The sequence below is a fragment of the Streptomyces sp. MCA2 genome, from assembly GCF_023544705.1.
Classification (GTDB): Bacteria; Actinomycetota; Actinomycetes; order Streptomycetales; family Streptomycetaceae; genus Streptomyces; species Streptomyces decoyicus.
Genome location: NZ_JAMJFM010000020.1, coordinates 78,618 through 98,746, shown reverse-complemented (window position 1 = coordinate 98,746; position 20,129 = coordinate 78,618). Strand labels below are relative to the sequence as shown.

The window sequence follows — 20,129 nt, the reverse complement described above, 5'->3', positions numbered from 1 at the left end:
GCTCCTCGGCGCTACTTGCGCATGATTTCGGGCTCGCGCCGCCGCAGCAGCTTGGTGACCACGAATCCCAGGAGCAGTGAGAGCACGACCATCATGCCCATGTTCAGCAGCCAGGTTCCCGGACTGTGCTGGAACAACGGGTCCGAGGTCCCCTGCGGGACGAGGCGGTGCAGATCGATGGTGCCCGCCATGGCCCCCAGCGCCCACCGGGACGGCACCAGCCATGCCAGCTGCTCCAGCCCTGGTACGCCGTTCAGTTTGAGCAGCGCGCCGCAGAACACGACCTGGATGATCGCGAGGAGGACCAGCAGCGGCATGGTGACCTCCTCCTTCCGCACCAGCGCGGACACGAACAGGCCGAGCATCATGGCGGTGAAGGCCAACAGGGCCACCGCGAGGGTGATTTCGAGCAGTGGCGGCAGCAACACACCCTTGCCGCCCGGTGCGTGCAGTTGGACGCCGAACAGCGCCACCAAGGTCAGCACCACGGCCTGGACGATCGTGATGACACCCAGGACCAGCACCTTGGACATCAGATACGCCGAGCGGGACAGGCCGACGGCTCTCTCCCGCTGATAGATCGTCCGCTCCTTGACCAGCTCACGCACCGCGTTGGCGGCGCCGGTCAGCACCGCTCCCACGCACAGGATCAGCAGCGCGTTGATCGCGGCCGAGCCCTTGGCGAGCGAGGACCCGGCCAGGGCGTGCGCCATCGCCCCCATCACGAAGGGCAGCGCGACCATGATGATCAGGAAGGTCCGGTCGGCGGTCAGCGCCGCCGCATAGCGCCGGACCAGCGTGTTGAGCTGCTTGCCCCAGCTCTGCGCCTTGGGCGCGGCCACCGGCCCCCGCGGCGCCTCGGGGGGACGCAGCGGCTGATGGGAGTCCCCGGTGATGTAGCGCCGGTGCAGCGGCGAGGCGCGGAACTCACCTTGCCAGTCACGCTCCTTGTCGTTCTCGAAGGCCTCGAACGCCTCCGGCCACTGCTCGTACCCGAAGTACGCCAGCGCCTCGTCCGGCGGCCCGTAGTAGGCGATCGTGCCGCCCGGCGCCAGGACCAGCAGCCGGTCGCAGACATCCAGGCTCAGCACGCTGTGGGTGACGACGATGACCGTCCGGCCGTCGTCCGCCAGGCCGCGCAGCATATGCATGACGGAGCGGTCCATGCCGGGGTCGAGACCGGAGGTCGGCTCGTCGAGGAAGAGCAGCGACGGTTTCGTCAGCAGCTCCAGGGCCACGCTCACGCGCTTGCGCTGGCCGCCCGAGAGGCTGTGGATCGGCTGGTTCACCCGCTGTTCGAGGCCCAGTTCATGGATCACCTCGTCGACCCGCGCCTGCCGCTCGGCCTTCGCGGTGTCCTCGGGGAAGCGCAGTTGCGCGGCGTAGCCGAGCGCCCGGCGGACGGTCAGCTGAAGATGCAGGATGTCGTCCTGCGGGACGAGTCCGATGCGCTGGCGCAGCTCGGCGTAGTCGCGGTAGAGGTCACGGCCGTCGTAGAGCACCGTGCCGTGGTCCGCGGGGCGCAGCCCGGTCAGCGCGTTGAGCAGCGTCGACTTGCCCGCGCCACTGGGTCCGACGACGGCCAGCAGCGACTTCTCGCCCACCGGGAAGGACACCTTGTCCAGCAGCGTCTTTCTGCCCTTGTCGACCTGTACGGCCAGGTCCTGCACGTCCAGCGAGACCTCGCCGGTGTCGATGAACTCCTGGAGTTCGTCGCCGACCAGCGCGAACGCGGAGTGGCCGATGCCGACGATGTCGCCGGGGATCATCGGCGCCCGGTCCACCGCCCGGCCGTTGAGGTAGGTGCCGTTGTGGCTGCCCAGGTCGACGATCTCGAAGCCCTCCGGGCCCGCCCGCAGCTCCGCGTGCCGCCGGGAGACCGTGAGGTCGTCGACGACCAGGTCGCTGTCGGGCGCGCGGCCGATACGGGTGATCCGGGCGGCTGGCAGCGGCCGTACCGCGCTGGGGCTGCGGAAGGTGCGGGTGCCGGCGGGATACGAGACGGCGGAGGGCCGCTCGACCCGGGTCGGCGGCGGTGCCTCCCGGGGCGGTGACACCCCGGAGAGCACCGCGCACGGGCCGTCCGCGGGGTTGCCGAACCGGATCACACTGCCCGGTCCGATATCGGTCTCCTGCACCCGCCGCCCGTCGGCGTAGGTGCCGTTCGTGCTGCCCTCGTCCTCCACCGTCCAATGGCCGGATCTGGTGCGCAGCACGGCGTGATGCCAGGAGACCCGGGCGTCGCTCATGACGAGTTCGCTCTCGGGGTCCCGCCCTACGTGATAGACGCGGCTGGGATTCATCACCTGGGTGCTGCCGTCGGACTCGACGACAAGTTCCGGTGCGGTGGGCGCATCCTGCCGCTCAGCCATACCGAAATGCTACGGCGGCGGACCGGGCCCCGCCTGTTGGCGCACACGTCGCCGCGGCATACAAAGCCCGTTCTCAAAACGGGATTTCGGTGCATGATCCCCTTTTGTGTGAGCGAATACGACCGGTTACTCGCGAGAAACGGTGCAGGTCAACTAAGGTGAACCGCTCCGATTAGTCCCACCTGTAAATTCCATGGAAATGCCGGAATTTGCCGCGCTGATCGACGGAAGTCCTGCCGAACCAGGACGCACAGTGCAGCGCAGGGCTACGTGGTGTCGGCAACACCGCTCAACGTCGGCTTTGTAAGACCCAGCCGGCCCGTCCGTCCCCGGGGATGCGACGGTGCCGGTTCCTTCTTATTCACCTACCTCGCGAAGGCAAGGCAGAGATGGCACGAGTCTCCCGACAAGAACCCCAGCAGTTCTCCCGCCAGCAGGCCCACCCCGTCGACGAGGTGCTCCCCGTCGGCAAGCTCACCCTCTACGGTTTCCAGCACGTCCTCGCTTTCTACGCGGGAGCGGTGATCGTCCCGATCGTCCTCGGGAACGCCCTGGGCCTCTCCCACGAGGAGCTCGTCTATCTGATCAACGCGGACCTGCTGACCTGCGGTGTCGCCTCGATCATCCAGGCCCTCGGGATCTGGAAGATCGGCGCCCGGCTGCCGCTGGTCCAGGGGGTCACCTTCACCGCGGTCTCGCCGATGATCGCCATCGGCCTGGGCGCGGGCGGCGGCACCGCCGGACTGCTCGTCGTCTACGGCGCGGTGATCACCGCGGGCATAGCGACCTTCCTGTTCGCGCCGTTCTTCAGCAAGTTGGTGAAGTACTTCCCGCCGGTCGTCATCGGCACGATCCTCACCATCATCGGCCTCACCCTGATCCCGCAGGGCCTCCAGGACGCGGCCGGCGGTGCGCAGTTGATCGGGCACCCCGGTTACGGCGATCCCAAGAACCTCGCCTATGCGCTGGGCACCCTGCTCTTCGTCCTGCTCGTGGTCCGGCTCGGGAAGCCGTACTTCAGCAGTCTGGCCGTCCTGCTCGGCCTCGTCGCCGGTACCACGGTCGCCTGGCTCTTCGGCGATGTGGACTTCAGCGCGGTGCAGAGTGCCGACTGGTTCGGTGTCAGCACGCCCTTCCACTACGGAATGCCGAAGTTCGAGCTGTTCCCGATCATCGCCATGGTCGTCGTCATGCTGATCACCATGGTGGAGACCACCGGAGACGTCTACGCCATCGGGGAGATCACCCGCAAGAAGGTCGACAACAACACCGTCGCCAACGCCCTGCGCGCCGACGGTGTCGCCACCGTCCTCGGCGGTGTGTTCAACTCCTTCCCCTACGTGGCCTTTGCCGAAAACATCGGCCTGGTGCGGATGTCGAAGGTCATGAGCCGGTTCGTGGTGGTCGCGGCCGGCGGCTTCATGATCATTCTGGGGCTGCTGCCGAAGGCGGGCAGTGTGGTGGCCGCGATTCCGCATCCGGTGCTCGGCGGCGCCGCGATCGCGATGTTCGGCATGGTCGCCGCGGTCGGTATCCAGATCCTGGGCAAGGTGGATCTGCGCGAGGAGCGCAACGCCCTGATCCTGGCCGTCAGCCTCGCCGCCGCGCTGCTGCCCAACGCGGTCGAGCCGTTCTTCGCGCGGATGCCGGAGGACGTCCGGGCGGTCCTCAACAGCGGGATCACGCTGGGCAGTCTGACCGCCGTCCTGCTGAACCTCTTCTTCAACGTCTTCACCCGCCGCAGCACGATGGAGATCGACTGGGACGACATCGAGCAGGACGAGCCGGCTGAGGCGCACGGTCCGACCGGTGCGCACGAGCCGGCCGGCACCCCCGGGCCGGCGGGTCCGTACGAGCCGCAGAGCCCGCAGCCTCCGCAGGGCCTCTACCCGCCGGGTCCGCAGAGCCCGCAGCACCCGCAGGGCCCGCAGTACCCGCCGGGTCCGGCCGGACCGCAGGGCCCGCCCTGGGGGACCCCCACCCACTGAGCCGGGAACGGCCGCGGGGGGGGAGGGAGCCGTTATCCCGGCCCCTCCCCGCCCGCTTCCGTCGGCGCCCTCGCCGCTCCCGTCAGTGGGTGGGCACGCTGTTGAACGGCGGTGCCTCGCCCGCATCCCCGATCAGGTCCCAGAAGTGGTCGACCAGCCGGCGCAGATACGCCGAGCGCTCCGCCGCGACCTCCTTGAGCCGGGAGTCGTCGTTCCGCGCCACCACATGCCCCATGTAGCGCTCGGAGAACTCCGCGAACTCCGCATGCATCGTGCGCAGGGCGTCGCTCACCCGGGTCTTGTTCAGCGTGGTGATCTTCGCGATCGCCCCTACCTGTGCCTTCCAGCGTCCGTCGATGGCCGACCGCAGATGCCCGGCCAGCTCCTCGTCGTGGCCCATCACCCCGATCAGCTTGCGCAGCGACAGCCCCAGCGCCTCCACCAGTGCCTTGGTCTGCCGGTAGTCGCCGTTCCACTGCTGTGCCGACTCGGCCGCCCAGTACATGGCCGGGTCCATGCCGATCAGCTGCGCCAGCCGCTCCACGCTCAGCTGGCGGGCCATCCGGTGTTCGGCCAGGGTCCGGGGCTCGACGCCCATCAGCGCCGTCGGCGGACACCACAGCACATCCGCCAGGACGAACAGCTGCGACTCGGTCGGCGCCTGGGTGCCGTACTCCCAGGCCTCGATCAGTTCGGGACGGACCGGCGCGCCGCACGCCGTCATGGCCTGGGCGACCTGAGCCGTGCTCAGGCCCACCCGGGCCCGCGCCGATCTGGCCTCTGCGGGGGAAAAGGGAGTGCTGTACACGTACGGGACACCTCGCTGCACCCGGTGAACGGGGGGTGCTTGGGGGGAGCGGAGATGGAGGAACCTCCAGGAGCGGGCAGATTAACAGATGGTCGATAGGTACGAATCTCCAGTTCCCCTTCGGGTCGAAGGGGCGCAGGAGCCGCGAGGGCGGATGCGCGGGAGATGTGCACTATCTGTCCGATTTCACGCATCAACTCGCTTACTGGGTATAGCCGATTCGTCGGTGCTTACCGGGCGGTAGCGTTTCTTGAGACCCCCTGGACGGCACGACGTAATAAGAGCGTTACGTGGAAGAAGGTGTGGTGTCACAGTCAGCGTCAAGGCTGGCGATATCGACCGGCGCCGCCACGCGGTGCCGGTCCGTAACACCCGACATCCGGTCCTCCCCCACAATCCGATCAGGATGGGACCCTTCATATGCGATCAGTGCTCGAACGCACCTGTGCGTTCCGAGGCTTGGAGCCTGCCTCAGCAGCCGTGCGCCCGCGCGCCCTTGTCCGTTCCGCGGAGAGACGGACCCGAAGAGCGAGCGCGGCGTCTCACATGTCATGCATCTGACGACCGGCTGAAGACCCGGACTGCTGCCGCCCCTTCGGCGGCCGGTCCGGCTCTCGCATGTCTCCTTGCACGAAAGGACATTCCCAGGTGCTCACTTCGCACCACAACAACGCAAAGGGCTCACCCATGGCCCTGCTCGACGATGTGACCCGCCACGCCCCCACCGCCCCCACCGCCCACGACGGCCCCGCCGATTCCCCGAGCGGCGGGCACGTCCTCGTGGTCGGCGCTCCAGGACCGCGCCGCGAGCGGCTCACCCGGACCCTGCGCGCCACCGGCCACGAGGTGAGCCAGGCCCCGCCCGGCGAGGTCGAACGGCGGATGGGACAGGCACAGCCGGACGCCATCGTCGCCCTCGACGAAGAGGGCGTCCACGGGGCCCGGGACGCGCACGGCCTCGACATGATCCACGAGGTCCGTACCGTCCCCGCAGGCCGGGCGCTGCCGCTCCTGATGGTGACCGCCAGGCCGGAGCCCGCCGGGGTGGCGGACATGCTGCACCACGGCGCCGACGACTGCATACCCGAGGCCTCCGACCCGGTCGAGCTGTCCGCCCGTATCGCGGCCAAGCTCCGCCGGGTCCCCGTACCGGTCGAGAACCTGCCGCGCGACCCGCGCACCGGTCTGTACTCCCACCCGCACTTCCTCGACGAACTCGCCCGCGAATTACAGCGCCCCGGGGCCGCCCGGCACGGCGGCGTGCTCGCCGTGGTCGGTGTCGCCGAGATGGCCGCCCTGGAGGCCCGGCTCGGGCCGCGGGTGCGCCGCGAGGTCGCCGAACGGCTGGCCGGGGTGGCGGAGCGGCTCGGCAGCTTCTGCGACCGGCTCGGCTGGGACGAGGACGGCAGTCTGCTGATGCTGCTGCCCGGCGTCGACGAGGAGACGGCCCGCCGCGGCCTGGAGAAGTTCGCCGCCACCGTGGCCGGCACCAAGTTCATCGTCGCCGACGAGAACGTCCGCCTCACCCCGGCGATCGGCTGGCTGCCGCTCACCGGATGCGCGGACGGCAACCGGGCCACCGGCCAGGCCCGGGACGCCGTGCAGGAAGCGCTCCGCCACCGGGACCTGCGCCCGGTCAGGTACGCACCGTGGATGCGCGGCACGCCGCACCGCCACCGGCGCCCGCCGCTCAGGGCCCTGATCCGGCCCGCCCTCTCGGCGCTCTCCCCGCTGCTGGTGCTGCTGCTCGGTGTCGCGGTGCCGTTCGTGCTCTACCAGCAGGCGTACGAGCTGGGCTTCGACCTCGGCTCCGGGATGTACTGGGCGGTGGTGGCCGGACTGGTGCTGTCCGCGCTGCTGATCGTCCTGGAGTGCCTCTTCTCGCTCGACGCGGTCGCCCGGCCCGAGACGCCCGGAGCGCCGTACCCGCCGGCCAGTGCCGTCATCGCCGCGTATCTGCCCAATGAGGCCGCGACGATCGTCGAAACGGTGGAGTCGTTCCTGCGCCTCGACTACCCCGCCGAGCTGGAGATCGTGCTGGCGTACAACACACCGCATCCGCTGCCCGTCGAGGACACCCTCCGCACGATCGCGGCCCGCGACCCGCGGCTGGTGCTGCTGCCGGTCGCCGGCTCCACCTCCAAGGCGCAGAACGTCAACGCCGCGGTCACCCGCGTCCGCGGTGAGTTCGTCGGGATCTTCGACGCCGACCACCATCCGGCCCCGTCCTCCTTCCGCGACGCCTGGCACTGGCTGTCCAACGGTCATGACGTCGTCCAGGGCCACTGTGTGATCCGCAACGGCGACAGTTCCCGGGTCGCCAAGCTGGTGGCGGTGGAGTTCGAGGCGATCTACGCGGTCAGCCACCCGGGCCGTACCCGGCTCTACGGTTTTGGCGTGTTCGGCGGTTCGAACGGGTTCTGGCGCACCGACCTGCTGGCCCGTACCCGTATGCACGGTTCGATGCTGACCGAGGACATCGACTCGACGCTGCGCGCGCTGGGCGAAGGCGCCCGGTTCGCCGTCGACCGCACCCTCATCTCCCGTGAGCTGGCGCCCACCACGCTGAAGGCGCTGTGGAACCAGCGCTCCCGCTGGGCGCAGGGCTGGCTCCAGGTCTCGCTCAAGCATCTGTGGCGGGGCCTGCGCTCACCGGTCTTCACGGCACGTCAGAAGCTGGGCCTGTTCGTGCTGTTGGGATGGCGGGAGGTGCAGCCGTGGCTGACGCTCCAGATCCTGCCCATCCTGCTGTACTCGGCATGGAAGGCCGGCGGGCTTCAGCGGCTCGACTGGGCGGTGCCGGTGTGTGTCCTGGCGATGCTCTTCACCATGGCGGCCGGCCCGGTGCAGGCGCTCTTCGCCTGGCGGCTGGCGGTTCCCGAACTCCGCGGCCGCGGCCCGTGGTTCTGGTCGTATCTGTTCGTCTCGACCTTCTTCTACAGCCACTTCAAGAACATGGTGGCCCGGCAGGCCCATCTGAAGGAGGCGTTGGGGGACCGGCAGTGGCGGGTCACCCCGCGGGCCGCCGCGGTGAAGGCGGTGGCCCGCCGATGAGCAGCACGGACGCCGCGGCCGGCAACCGGAACCGTGCCGTCGCCGGATTCCGCGGGCTCGCGGCGATCAGCACCGTCGCCTTCCACGTCTGGCAGCAGTACTTCCGCTACGACGCCGAGGGCGGCCATCCGCCGGTCGACAACCCGGTCATCGGCGCCGTCCTCTCGCTCGAAGTCATCGACCTGTTCTTCGTGCTGTCCGCGTATCTGCTGACGCTGTCGTACGCACGGGCCGCCATCGACGGGCGCTCGACCCGGACGGCCCGGCACTTCCTCTTCCGGCGGGCGATCCGGATCCTCCCGCTGTACGTCCTGGCGGTACTGGTCGTCTGGGCGAGCCGCAATCCGACCCTGCCGGGCAACTGGCGGGACCTGGTCGAGCACCTCACCTTCACCCATGTCTTCGACCAGCAGCGGATCTTCTACACCCTGGGCCCCACCTGGTCGCTGTCGCTGGAGGTGCTCTTCTACCTCGTGCTGGTGGCGCTCGGGCCGCTGGCGGTACGCGCCTGCCGTCCGCTGCGGCAGCGCCGTACCAGGGTGGCGGTGTGCGCGGCGGGGTGTCTGTTCCTGTTCGCGGCGCCGCTCGCCTGGATCGCCGTCGCCCACTACGGGTTCGGGGTGCCGCACACCGACTGGGTGGTGTACTTCGGCCCGCAGGCCCGCTTCGGCGGCTTCGCGGCGGGGATGGGGCTGGCCGTGCTGACGGCCGCCCTCGGTGACCGGGGCCGGCTCGGCCCGCGCACCGCGCTGCCGCTGGTGGCGTTCGCGCTGGCCGGTCTGTTCGCGCTCTCCCTGGACTCCGGTCCGGAGAACTTCACGTTCACCTTCTACCACCCGATCGCCTCGGTCCTGTGGCTGGTGCTGATCTTCAGCACCCTCCATGTACGTCAACAGACGTTCTGGCAGGGCTTTTTGGCGTCCCGTTGGCTGGCCGCGGCCGGACTGGTCAGCTACAGCCTCTTCATCTGGCACGAGCCGGTCATGCTCCAGCTCCACCAGGCCGGGCTGCTGCCCACCGGCCAGTCGGGCTTCCCGTTGGCGCTGCTGATCGTGTTCGCGGCGGCGGTGCCGGTGGCCACGGCGAGCTACTGGCTCATCGAATACCCGGCGAGTCTGCTGGGCCGTCTCAAGGACCACCGCGGCCGGCCGCGGGACTTCTATCCGGAGCCGGCCACCCGCTGACCGCCTCCGCCACCGCCTTCGCCGGAGATCAGCGCCCTGTGCGCGGGTCTCCGGCGAAGATCTTGTCGAGGTGGTAGTCGAGCGTGCGGCGCACCTCGTCCAGCGCCCGGCGGCCGTGGAGCACATCGTTGCCCAGCCCCACCGCGCCGGACACCAGCAGATCGGCCTCGCGCCACGCGTCGAGACCGGGGACGGTCCGCCCGTCGGTCTGCGCCCCGCTGATCAGCTCCGCCACCAGGCGCTCCAGGGGCTGTTCATCGGGCAGAAAGACCTTGGCGAGCGCCGGGTCGGTCAGGCTGCGGGCGTAGTACGCGGCGAACACCCGCAGCGCGGTGGTGCGTTGGGCATCCACCGGCAGGAACTCGTCCAGCACCGCCCGCAGCAGGGCACGGGGATCGGTGGCGTCGAACCGGATACGGGAGCGGGCGATGCGCTCGTTCTCCGCGTGCAGCATGCGCAGCGCGTCGACCAGCAGCCGGTGCTTGCTCGTGAAGTGGTACTGGACCGCGCGCAACGAGACACCGGCCTCGGCCGCCACCTCCCGCAGGCTCGCCGCGTGCAGCCCCCGCTCGGCGGCGATCCGCCAGAGGGCCTCGGCGATCTGCCGACGGCGGTGTGACGGGGCGCCTGCCGTCGGCTGCTCGGCCGCCGGAACGGGCGGCTGCTTGCGTCGCCGGTACGCCTTCGCCTGGCAGCTCCGTGAGCAGTAGAGCGCCGGCCGGCCCCGCCCCGTCGCCGGGACGGCCGCCGGGCACATCCGGCACACCGCCCTCTGTGCCTCTCCCTTTTCGTCACGCTCAATTCTCATTTCCCACCCCTGAAATTGTGTGACGAAATGCGAATGCATCAGTAATTCAGCAGCGAATTGCTGATTCCTCAATGATACGTTCGTAACGTCCCGAGGGGGACAGGGGACGTCCGAGAGGACTTGGGGGACTCATGAAGTACGACATCTTGCAGATCATCGGCGCCGCCCTGATGGTGGTTTTCGCGCAAGGGGCGATCCGGTTACTCGTCGACCACGACAGCACCGGACTCCTGGGCGGGCTGGGCGGAGGCTTCGCGCTCACGCTGTCCGTGCACGGAGTGCTGGTCGCCGTGGGCGTTCTGCTGACGGGCTGGTCCCACACCCGGGCGAAGGCGCTCGGCCGCCGGGGCTGACCCGTCCGGCGTGTCCAGGAGGAGCAGGCGGCCCGCCTCAAGGAGCTGCCGGCCCGCCGGTGACGGCGGGCAACCGGAGCCTCAGAACGCGGAGTTGGCGAACCAGCGGCTCAACAGCTCCTCGTCCCCGTGGCTCTCGAACGCGTCCGAGCCGCGGTCGAGGCGTCCGTACAGGAGCAGCAGCAGATCCGCCGCCGCTCCGCTGACGGCGGCGTCCGCGGTGGCGGTGTCCGCCGTGTCCACGGGCCGCCGCTCGGCCAGGAAGCCGTCCGGCCGCAGCCGGACCAGCCAGTCGCCGTGCGCCGCCGGGGTATCGGTGCACCGGAAGCGCAGGGTCTCGCCGTTGCCGCGCAGGTGCGCCACCTCGGGGGCGAAGAGCGTGGCGAACGGCAGATTGACCAGGAACTCGGCCACGCCGTCCGCCGCCAGATCACGGTCGATCACCGGCCGGATGCCGACGGCGGATTCCGCGTCGGTGCGATGCACCAGCGTCTCGAACAGCATCCGCCGTACCCAGAACCTGGCATGGTGATCCGCGCCCCACGCCCACATCGGGGCATCCAGGTCGGTGACCGCACACGCTGCGGCCGCCTCGGCCGCGCTCTCGGCCAGCCAGCTGCCGTAGCCGCTCTCGTCCGCCGGCAGCCGCAGCTCCACCTCGCGGCTTCGCGGCGGTTCCTGGACGCGCTGCCGCAGCAGCACGGAGAACCAGCGCTGCACGCTCCCGGTGTGCCGGACCAGGTCGAGGAGCGTCCAGCCGGGGCAGCCGGGCACCGGGGCCGACAGGTCCGCGCCCTCCAGGGCCGCCACGAACCGGGCGGTCTCGCTCGCGACCGCGTCGAGGTGCGCTGCGGGGCTCACGGTCCGGCCCGGGTCATCCGAGGTGTTCATGGTGCGGTGCTTCCCGATCGTCCGGGCCCGGCGACCTCACCGGCCGGGCCTGTGCGCGCAGCCTGTCACAGCGCCTTCCCGTGCGGCGCGTCAGCCCACGTGGACCCGCGGGCGCCGGGCCGGGTCGGGCTCCGCGCGGCGGAGGACCTCCCGGGCGACCGGAGCGACCTCGCCGTCGCCGAAGACCAGGAAGCGCAGCAGATGGCTGAACGGATGGCCCTCGGTCCAGTTGAAGTAGGCGTGCGGCACCTGCCCGGTGTGCTCGCGCAGCTGCATCAGGACGGCGGCGATGGTGTTCGCCACGCCGGCGCCCTCCACCCGCAGGATCTGCGCCCCGTACCGCTCCTCGCCCCGGACGTGCAGATCCGTGGTGAAGTCCGAGGAGTCCCTGACGGTCACCTCGAGGAACAGCACCGGCCGGCCGTCGGGTATATGGGTCTCCTCGCGCTGGCTGTACTCCTTCTCCCGGTACTCCTCCGCGTCCCGCTCGTCGGGCTCGTTGGCGATCACCCGCAGTGGCCCGGCCGCCATCGCGGCGCCGATCAGCCGCTCGGCCGTCTCGTCGAAATCGACCTGTACGGCGCGCAGTTCGAAGGCCCGGTGGACACGTGAGGCGAACGAGGTCAGCAGGATGCCGAGGATGAACAGCAGCGCGATCTTCAGGCCGTCCGGCCGCTCGATGACATTGGTGACCAGGGTGTAGCCGAAGACGAGCGTGATGGCGCCGAAGCCGACCGTCGCCGCCCGCAGCCGCCGGTGGCGGGCGGCGACGGTGGAGGCGAAGGACGCCGAGAGCATCAGGACCAGCACACCGGTCGCATACGCACCGCTCTGCTCGTCGACGCTGGCGTTGAAGAAGAAGGTGATGGCGAAGGCGGTGGCCAGGAAGATCAGCACCAGCGGACGCACCGCACGGGCCCACTCCGGAGCCATGCCGTAGCGCGGCAGATAACGCGGTACGAGATTGAGCAGTCCCGCCATCGCCGAGGCGCCGGCGAACCAGAGGATGGCGATGGTGGAGAGGTCGTAGACGGTGCCGAAGGCCTCGCCCAGGTATTCGTGCGCGAGGTAGGCCAGCGCACGCCCGTTGGCCGAACCGCCGGTCTCGAACTCCTTCTGCGGGATGAGCAGCGTGGTGGCCAGGCTCGACAGCAGCAGGAAGCCGCTCATGACCAGGGCCGCGGTGGTCAGCAGCCGGCGGGTGCCCCGGATCCGGCCGGCCGGGCGCGCCGCGGTGTCGGTGGCGGCGCCCTGTACCTGCGGCATGACCGCCACGCCCGTCTCGAAGCCGGACATGCCCAGCGCCAGCTTGGGGAAGACCAGCAGCGCCACACCGACGATCGCCACCGGTGAGGAGTGCTGGGCGGTCATCGCGTCCCACCAGTTGTCGATCACCACCGGGTGCGCGAGCACATTCCCGGCCGCGGTGGCCAGGACCACGACGTTCAGCGCCAGATAGGTTCCGACCAGTCCGACGGCGATGCCGATCGCCTCACGGAAGCCCTTGAGGAACACCGCACCCAGGGCGGCCAGCAGCACCAGGGTGATCCACAGGTTGGCGCCGTGCAGCAGGGGAGGGGCGAACGGGTTCTCCACGACGTGCGCCGAGGCGTCGGCGGCCGACAGCGTCATGGTGATGATGAAGTCCGTCGCGGCGAACCCCAGCAGCACCAGGACCAGCAGCTTCCCCGCCCACCACGGCAGCAGCCGCTCCAGCATGGCGATCGAACCCTCGCCGTTCGGGCTCTCCTTGGCGACCCTGCGGTACACGGGCAGCGCGCCGAGCAGGGTCAGTGCGATGAGCACGAGCGTGGCGAACGGCGAGAGCAGCCCGGCCGCCAGGGCGGCGATGCCCGGCTGGTAGCCCAGCGTGGAGAAGTAGTCGACGCCCGTGAGACACATGACGCGCCACCAGGAGTGGCCCTTGTGCTCGGCCGGCGGGGTGCCGTGCGGCCCGGGGTGGCGGGCGGCCTGGCTGCTCAGTCCGTCCAGGAGCCAGGCGCGCCACCGTCGGGAGGTGGGGGTGGGGGGCGTGGGGTCCGCCTGGACAGTGGTCATGCGGGTGCGTCCTGCCGATCATCGGTCGTCGTTCGGGCAACGAGGAGCGAGTATGCATCACCAGGTCAGCGGCGCCACGTCGCACCCCGCGCGGGACGACATCGGCAACATCCCCCCGCCGTCAAGGCCGTGTCAGAAACCGTTCGCCGCCCGTACGCACGGCGTTAAGGGACGGCACGGCGGAGCCCCCGCACCGCCTCCGGCGCGCAGTCTGGCGGTATGGGGCCACCGCGGGTCCACGGGACCGACCGGTCCGCCGCAGGGGCCGCAGCAGGAGGTGTTCCCCGTGGCCACCCTTCACCGTCCGGCGCCCCCGCACCGTCCGTACCTCCCCTACGCACCCCACATCCCGCGTACCCCACCGTTCCCGAGGGTGACGCCGACCCGCACCCGCCCGGCCCCGCGGGTGCGGCCCCACCGCACCCTCGCCCGGGACCTCGCCCTGCCGCTCGGCGCCGTGGGGGCGGCGCTGCTGGTGACCGCCCTGATGCTGACCGGTGGGACCGCCCATGCCCCTGTCGCGCTGGCGCTGTTCGCCCTGCTGACCGTGGCCGTGTCCCTGCTCGCCCGGCCGGTGCTGCTGCCCGCCGTGGTCCTGGTGTCCTGGATGTTCTACGACGGCTTCGTGCTCAACCAGCGCTCCGACCTGGCCTTCCAGCCGCAGGACCGGACGGGTCTGCTCGTCCTGCTGCTCGCCGGTGTGGCGGGCGCGGGCGGCGCCGCCGCCGTACGGGCCGTCCGGCGGCACCCGGCCCGCTGACCGGGGCCCGCCGGCTCAGGCCGCCACCGGTCGGACCGCGGCGCTCAGCACCAGCAACGGCCCCGGTGGCGCCGACGGCAGCCGGCCGCGTGCCGGTACCGGGCCGCCGCGGCCCTCCGCCGCCGGCCCGGCGTGGCCAGGAACCCGAGCCCGATACCCAGCATCCAGCTGTCCTTGGCCATCGGAATCCCGTCCTGGGTCGGCCGCAGACTTCCCTGCTGCCGCATCCCCGGGATGCGCAGATACAGACCGACCAGCCCGCCGGAGAACCCGGTCAGCGCCAGTCCGGCCAGCCGGGTCGGTACGAACGGGGCCAGCAGCGCGCCGCCGACCGTGAGTTCCGAGACCGCCAGCAGCCGGGTGAACCGCTCGGCGGGAATCTTCTCCAGGAACGGATACGCCACACAGGCCATGCCGTGCACGGCCTGCGCGGTGGCCTGATCGGCCCGCAGCTTCGACAGTCCGGAGTTCAGGATGAACGCGCCGGTGGCCAGTCGCGGGGCCAGATCACGCGCTTCGGGCAGCCGCACCATGGAGCCTCCAAGATCAGATCTTCGGCCCCTTCACCGAGCTTAGCCAGGGGGCAACGGGGGTGCATCCGGCAGTCGCGCGGGCGAGCCGGCGCACCGGGCGACTGTCGGCCGCGCGGGCGGGCGGGGCACCGGCGACGGCGGGCGGCTCCGCTGCCACCGGACCTGGACCGCGTGGCACGACCGCCCGTCACAGCGCAGGGACGTCGTCCCACTGGTCGAGGATGTCGTCGGCCGAGTCCGGACCGGGTTCCGGCCGGCCGCCGTCGAGGGACTGCTCGGTCCAGATGACCTTGCCGTCCGGCGTGTAACGGGTGCCCCAGTGCTGGGCGAACTGGGCGACGAGGAAGAGGCCGCGGCCGCCCTCGTCCGTGATCGCGGCCCGGCGCAGATGCGGGGAGGCACTGGTGCCGTCGGAGACCTCGCAGATCAGGGCGCGGTCGTACAGCAGACGGACCCGGATCGGCTGCGCCCCGTAGCGGATGGCATTGGTGATCAGCTCGCTGAGGATCAGCTCGGTGGTGAACGCGAGCGCCTCCAGACCCCAGGACTCCAGCGTGCGCAGGCAGGCCGACCGGACGGGGGCGACGGCCGACGGGTCGGAGGACACCTCCCATTCGGCCACCCGGCTGTGGTCCAGCAACCGGGTACGGGCCACCAGCAGGGCGATGTCGTCTCCGGGGTGTTCGGGCAGCATCGTGTCGAGGACCGCCGTGCAGATCTGCTCCGGCGTGCGGTCCGCCGCGGTGGTCAGGGCCGTACGGAGCCGCTCCAGCCCGGCGCCGATATCGCGGTCACGGCCCTCGATCAGCCCGTCCGTGTAGAGCACCAGCCGGGAGCCCTCGCTCAGGGTGAGTTCCGTGGTCTCCACCGGCTCCCTGCCGCCCAGGCCCAGCGGTGGGGAGACGGGCAGGTCGGGGAACGAGACGGTGCCGTCGGAGGCGATCACGGCCGGCCCCGGGTGGCCCGCCCTGGCCAGGGTGACCCGGCCGCCGACCGGGTCGTAGATGGCGTACAGGCAGGTCGCGCCGGTGATACCGGTGCGTCGCATGTTCGCCCGCGCCCCCGCCGTGTCGCTGTCCCTGCCGCCCGGCCAGGTGCCCTCGTCGTCGCCCTGCTCGCCGCTGCCGGAGGCCGCCGCCTGCGCCTCGTCCGTATCGATATGGGCGACGAGTTCGTCCAGGTGGTTGAGGAGTTCGTCGGGCGGCAGGTCGAGGGCGGAGAAGTTGTGCACGGCGGTCCGCAGCCGGCCCATGGTGGCGGCGGCGTGCAGCCCGTGTCCGACGACATCGCCGACCACCAGCGCGACCCGGGCCCCGGGCAGCGGGATGACATCGAACCAGTCGCCGCCGACCCCGGCGTGCGCGGGCAGATAGCGGTGCGCCACCTCCAGCGCGGACTGCTCGGGCAGGGTCTGCGGCAGCAGACTGCGCTGAAGGGTGACGGCCGTGGTGTGCTCGCGGGTGTAGCGGCGGGCGTTGTCGATGGAGACCGCGGCACGCGCCGCCAGCTCCTCGGCGAAGGCCAGGTCCTCCTCCTCGAAGTCGCCGGAGGTCTCGTCCCGCCAGAAGTTGGCCAGCCCCAGCACCACGCCCCGCGCCTGCAACGGAACGGCGATCAGCGACCGGATGCCGGCATCCAGCACCCGCTGGGTGCCCCGGGGGTCCTGCCGCCGCCACTCGTCCGACCTGCGCAGATCGTCCACCAGGACCGGACGGCCGCTCTCCAGAGCCGTCGCCATCGGGGTGCCGGGCACAAACCTCAGCACCTCGCCCACCCGGTAGTTCGCCGACTCCTCGGTGACACCGCTGACCGCCATCCGCCGCAGCGCGGTGCCCACCCCGGCCACCGGTTCGTCGCCCCGCAGCACCGGCTCCAGCAACTCGACGGTGGCCACCCCGGCGAACCGGGGGACGGCCACATCGGCCAGCTCCTCGGCGGTACGCCCCACCTCCAGCGTGGTGCCGATCCGCAGCCCCGCGTCATAGATCAGCCGCAGCCGCTCCTGGGCCACGCCCGCGCGTCCGGCCAGCGCCCGCAGTTCGGTGGAGTCCCGCAGCGTCACCACGGTCCCGGCGGGCCCGCCGTAGGGGGCGGTCGGCCGGACGTTCGCCGCGAGCAGCCGGTCGCCCGCCAGCAGTACTTCATCGGTCGCCTCCCGCCCCGAGGTCAGCAGTGCGCTCAGCCGCGGTTCCAGGCCGAGAGTCACGACCGGGCGCCGCTCCGCGTCCGCGGGCAGGGCGAGCAGCCGCCGGGCCTCGTCGTTGGCCAGCAGCAGCCGCCCGTCGCTGCCGATGATCAGTACGCCCTCCCGGACGGCGTGCAGCACCGCGTCATGGTGTTCGTACATCCGCCGCAACTCGGCCGGATGCAGCCCGTGCGTCTGCCGCCGCAGCCGACGGCTCACCCATGCCGCCCCGCCGACGACGAGCAGCAGCCCCCCGGCGGCGGAGCCGACCAGCAGCGGCAGCTGGTGCAGCACCTGCTCGGACGTCCGCTGGACGCGGATGCCGACGGACACGAACCCGGCGGTCGAGCCGTTCCGGTCGACGACCGGGACCGTCGTGTTCACGGCGGGACCGAGGGCCGAGGTGAAGGTGGAGATGTGCGGCCTCGCGCTGGGCGAGGGCCGATAGGCGTTACTGACGACATGCTTGCCGATCAGACGCGTATCGGGATGGGTCCAGCGGATGCCCGTGGGGCTGAACGCGACGATGTAGTCGACACCGGAGGCCTTGCGTGCCGCCTCCGTCTGAGGTTGCAGCAGCGCGGTGGGGTCGCGGGATTTCATGGCGGCGAGTGTTCCGGGCGCATGGGCGAAGGTGGTGGCCCCGACGAAGGAGCGCTGACGGGCCTCCTGCATGCTCGCGCCCTGGGACTGGAGGGCGAGGGCCACGACTGCCGCGATGACCAGCAGCACCGCGAGGGCGAGCTGCAACACGAACACCTGGCTCGCGACGCTGTGCACATTCAGCAGCGAGCGGAGGCGCTGTCCCGGGGAGCGTGATGACGCCTGAGAATCGTCACCTTCTCGCCCGAAATTTTCCGTCATGACCCATATTTAGCATTGTGCTCCACCGCAGGGTGACCGGCCGCCGGCTGCGCCGACACCGTGCCCCTCCGGCGCGCCCGCCCGCACGCCACGGGGCGATGCCCGGCCGCTTCCTTCCTGCCGCCGCCCCGAGCGGGCGTGCGAGCCCGCGGCCTCCCTCGTCCCTCCTCTTCCGCCCTTGCGTGGCGCTCCTGCACAGCGGTGCCGGAGCGCGGTATTGCCACGCCGCCCTCCGACGGCCTGTGCAAGGGTGAGGCGCATGGAGACCACACCGGACGGACGGCGCATCCCGCCCCCGCAAGCCGATGAACGCGCCATGCTGGAAGCCTGGTTGGACTTCCACCGCGACACGCTCGCCCTCAAGTGCGCAGGGCTGGACGACCGTCAGCTCCGCCTGGCCTCGGTGACACCCTCGTCCATGTCGCTGCTGGGCCTGGTCCAGCACATGGCCATCGTCGAACGCAACTGGTTCCAGCGGGTGTTCGCCGGTCAGGACATGCCGCCGCTAAGCGAGGCGGGGGACAAGGACGGGTTCACGCTCGCCCCGGACCGGGGGATCGACGAGGCGCTGGCCCATTGGCGCGCGGAAGTCGCACGGAGCCGCGAGGCGGCCGCCGCCGCTTCGCTGGACGACACCGGCAAGCTCTCGGGGCGAGAGGCCGCGTACCTCGGCGGCCAGGTTTCGCTGCGCTGGATCCTGGTCCACATGATCGAGGAGTACGCACGCCACAACGGCCATGCGGATCTGATCAGGGAGAGCATCGACGGCGCTACGGGCCCCTGAGCCCGGACGGTCCGCCCGCGCGCCTTATTGCCTATCCTTCGCAGTTACGAACCAGCAGCATTTAACGCTGGTCAGTGCGCGAGAGGAGAGCGGCATGCGTGGGACACCCGTGGTGCTGGGCATCGAGTCGTCCTGTGACGAGACGGGCGCCGGCCTGGTGCGGGACGGCCGGCTGCTGGGGCATGCCGTGGCGTCGAGCATGGACGAGCACGCCCGGTTCGGCGGAGTGGTGCCGGAGATCGCCGCCCGCGCCCATGTTCACTCGTTCACCCCGGTGGTGCACCGGGCGCTGGAGGAGGCCGGGCTGCGGATGTCCGACATCGGGGCGGTCGCGGTGACGACCGGCCCGGGGCTCTCCGGTGCGCTCCAGGTCGGTCTGGCCGGTGCGAAGAGCCTGGCGTATGCGCTGGACGTGCCGCTGTACGGCGTGCACCACCTGGCCGGCCATGTCGCCGCCGACACCCTCGCCCACGGCCCGCTGCCCGACCCCTGCGTGGTGCTGATCGTCTCCGGCGGCCACACCTCGCTGCTGCTCGTCCGTGACCTGGCCCGCGACCGCATCGTGCACCTCGGCGACACCCTGGACGACGCCGCCGGCGAGTGCTTCGACAAGGTCGCCCGGGTCTTCGGCCTGCCCTACCCCGGTGGGCCGGCCATCGACCGGACCGCGCGTACGGGCGATGCCCGCGCCGTGGCCTTTCCCCGGCCGCTGACCGGGCCGCGCGATGATCCGTACGGCTTCTCGTTCTCGGGCCTCAAGACCGCCGCCGCACGGTGGGCGGAGCGGCATCGTGGTCAGGTGCTGCCGGTGGCGGACGGCGCGGCGTCGCTCCAGGAGGCGGTCGCCGATGTGCTGACCCGTAAGGCGGTGGCCGCCTGCACCGCGAACGGGGTCGGCACTCTCGTCGTGGTCGGCGGGGTCGCCGCCAACTCCCGCGTCCGGAGCCTGGCGGAGGAACGGTGCGCCGCCGCCGGCATCACCCTGCGGGTGCCCCCGCTGCGGCTGTGCACGGACAACGGCGCGATGATCGCCGCCATCGGAGACCTGCTGGTCCGGGCAGGAGCCGAACCGGCCCCGCTGGACGTCTCGATCGACCCGTCGGCGCCCCTGGACCACGCGGCGCTGCATCCGGTCGCCCGTACCGCGGCCGTGAAGGTGTCCTGACGGCGCGGTGGATGACGGTGCGCCGAGGAAGAGGGCGCGCTGAGGGAGAGGGCGCTCAGAGGAAGAGGATGCTCCGAGGAAGAGGGCGCCGGAAAGCCGGAAAAAGGGTTGGCGCTGCCGTACCGGGTCGGCATACGGTTGCCCTGTTCGCGACGGAGGCCCCGGGCCGCCGTAGTTGGCCGTTGAGGAATACGGGAGGTGAGTACTGATGACTGTCGCTGCGATGGGCGCTGCCCGCATCCAGAAGATCATCACTCCCATTCCCGTGGTCTCCGGCTGACTCGACCTCACTTCTTCGTGCGCACGGCGCACGCGGCCGGGA

14 protein-coding genes are annotated in these 20,129 nt (G+C 71.0%); 7 read left to right on the top strand and 7 right to left on the bottom strand.

All coding sequences use genetic code 11. The features are described from left to right. Positions 1-11 precede the first annotated feature (11 nt). Positions 12-2,372 carry an FHA domain-containing protein gene (locus tag M8I34_RS18800; RefSeq protein ID WP_250050578.1) on the bottom strand — a complete coding sequence of 787 codons (2,361 nt, stop codon included), beginning with the start codon at positions 2,370-2,372 and terminating at the stop codon, positions 12-14. 389 nt (positions 2,373-2,761) lie between these two features. On the opposite strand from M8I34_RS18800, the gene M8I34_RS18795 reads away from it, so the two are divergent. Then, complete coding sequence (locus M8I34_RS18795; protein ID WP_250050577.1) at positions 2,762-4,360, top strand: solute carrier family 23 protein; 1,599 nt, start codon at positions 2,762-2,764, stop codon at positions 4,358-4,360. 82 nt (positions 4,361-4,442) lie between these two features. Here M8I34_RS18795 and M8I34_RS18790 read toward each other — a convergent pair whose 3' ends face one another. Further along, entirely contained in the window at positions 4,443-5,168 is a 726-nt protein-coding gene (locus tag M8I34_RS18790; protein ID WP_250050576.1) for a transcriptional regulator, read from the bottom strand. Positions 5,169-5,816: 648 nt separating this feature from the next. On the opposite strand from M8I34_RS18790, the gene M8I34_RS18785 reads away from it, so the two are divergent. Both M8I34_RS18785 and M8I34_RS18780 read left to right on the top strand, forming a co-directional pair. After that, positions 5,817-8,222 carry a glycosyltransferase gene (locus tag M8I34_RS18785; RefSeq protein WP_250050575.1) on the top strand — a complete coding sequence of 802 codons (2,406 nt, stop codon included), beginning with the start codon at positions 5,817-5,819 and terminating at the stop codon, positions 8,220-8,222. Beyond that, complete coding sequence (locus M8I34_RS18780; RefSeq protein ID WP_250050574.1) at positions 8,219-9,406, top strand: acyltransferase; 1,188 nt, start codon at positions 8,219-8,221, stop codon at positions 9,404-9,406. The genes M8I34_RS18785 and M8I34_RS18780 overlap by 4 nt, the downstream gene beginning before the upstream one ends. 28 nt (positions 9,407-9,434) lie before the next feature. Here the strand turns inward: M8I34_RS18780 and M8I34_RS18775 are convergent, their stop codons facing one another. Further along, positions 9,435-10,214, bottom strand: a complete 780-nt coding sequence (locus tag M8I34_RS18775; protein ID WP_250050573.1) for a TetR/AcrR family transcriptional regulator — start codon at positions 10,212-10,214, stop codon at positions 9,435-9,437. A 131-nt stretch (positions 10,215-10,345) separates the two neighbouring features. On the opposite strand from M8I34_RS18775, the gene M8I34_RS18770 reads away from it, so the two are divergent. Continuing rightward, positions 10,346-10,567 (top strand): hypothetical protein, encoded by a 222-nt coding sequence (locus tag M8I34_RS18770; protein WP_250050572.1) that lies wholly within the window; start codon positions 10,346-10,348, stop codon positions 10,565-10,567. Between the two features lie 81 nt (positions 10,568-10,648). Here M8I34_RS18770 and M8I34_RS18765 read toward each other — a convergent pair whose 3' ends face one another. Beyond that, positions 10,649-11,458, bottom strand: coding sequence for a maleylpyruvate isomerase family mycothiol-dependent enzyme (locus M8I34_RS18765; protein WP_250050571.1), 810 nt, complete (start codon positions 11,456-11,458; stop codon positions 10,649-10,651). A gap of 90 nt (positions 11,459-11,548) precedes the next feature. Then, positions 11,549-13,516 (bottom strand): amino acid transporter, encoded by a 1,968-nt coding sequence (locus M8I34_RS18760; protein WP_250050570.1) that lies wholly within the window; start codon positions 13,514-13,516, stop codon positions 11,549-11,551. Between the two features lie 286 nt (positions 13,517-13,802). On the opposite strand from M8I34_RS18760, the gene M8I34_RS18755 reads away from it, so the two are divergent. Beyond that, entirely contained in the window at positions 13,803-14,276 is a 474-nt protein-coding gene (locus tag M8I34_RS18755; protein WP_250050569.1) for a DUF4118 domain-containing protein, read from the top strand. Positions 14,277-14,320: 44 nt separating this feature from the next. Here the strand turns inward: M8I34_RS18755 and M8I34_RS18750 are convergent, their stop codons facing one another. Next, positions 14,321-14,809 carry a hypothetical protein gene (locus tag M8I34_RS18750; protein ID WP_250050568.1) on the bottom strand — a complete coding sequence of 163 codons (489 nt, stop codon included), beginning with the start codon at positions 14,807-14,809 and terminating at the stop codon, positions 14,321-14,323. Between the two features lie 187 nt (positions 14,810-14,996). Continuing rightward, on the bottom strand, positions 14,997-17,783 hold the full coding sequence (locus tag M8I34_RS18745; RefSeq protein ID WP_250050608.1) for a SpoIIE family protein phosphatase/ATP-binding protein: 2,787 nt from the start codon (positions 17,781-17,783) through the stop codon (positions 14,997-14,999). A 334-nt stretch (positions 17,784-18,117) separates the two neighbouring features. Here M8I34_RS18745 and M8I34_RS18740 point away from each other — a divergent pair, with 334 nt between their 5' ends. Together M8I34_RS18740 and tsaD are read left to right on the top strand one after the other, a co-directional pair. Beyond that, positions 18,118-18,642, top strand: a complete 525-nt coding sequence (locus M8I34_RS18740) for a DinB family protein (RefSeq protein WP_250050567.1) — start codon at positions 18,118-18,120, stop codon at positions 18,640-18,642. A gap of 94 nt (positions 18,643-18,736) precedes the next feature. Next, positions 18,737-19,807, top strand: a complete 1,071-nt coding sequence (gene tsaD, locus M8I34_RS18735; RefSeq protein ID WP_250050566.1) for a tRNA (adenosine(37)-N6)-threonylcarbamoyltransferase complex transferase subunit TsaD — start codon at positions 18,737-18,739, stop codon at positions 19,805-19,807. Positions 19,808-20,129: the final 322 nt, after the last annotated feature.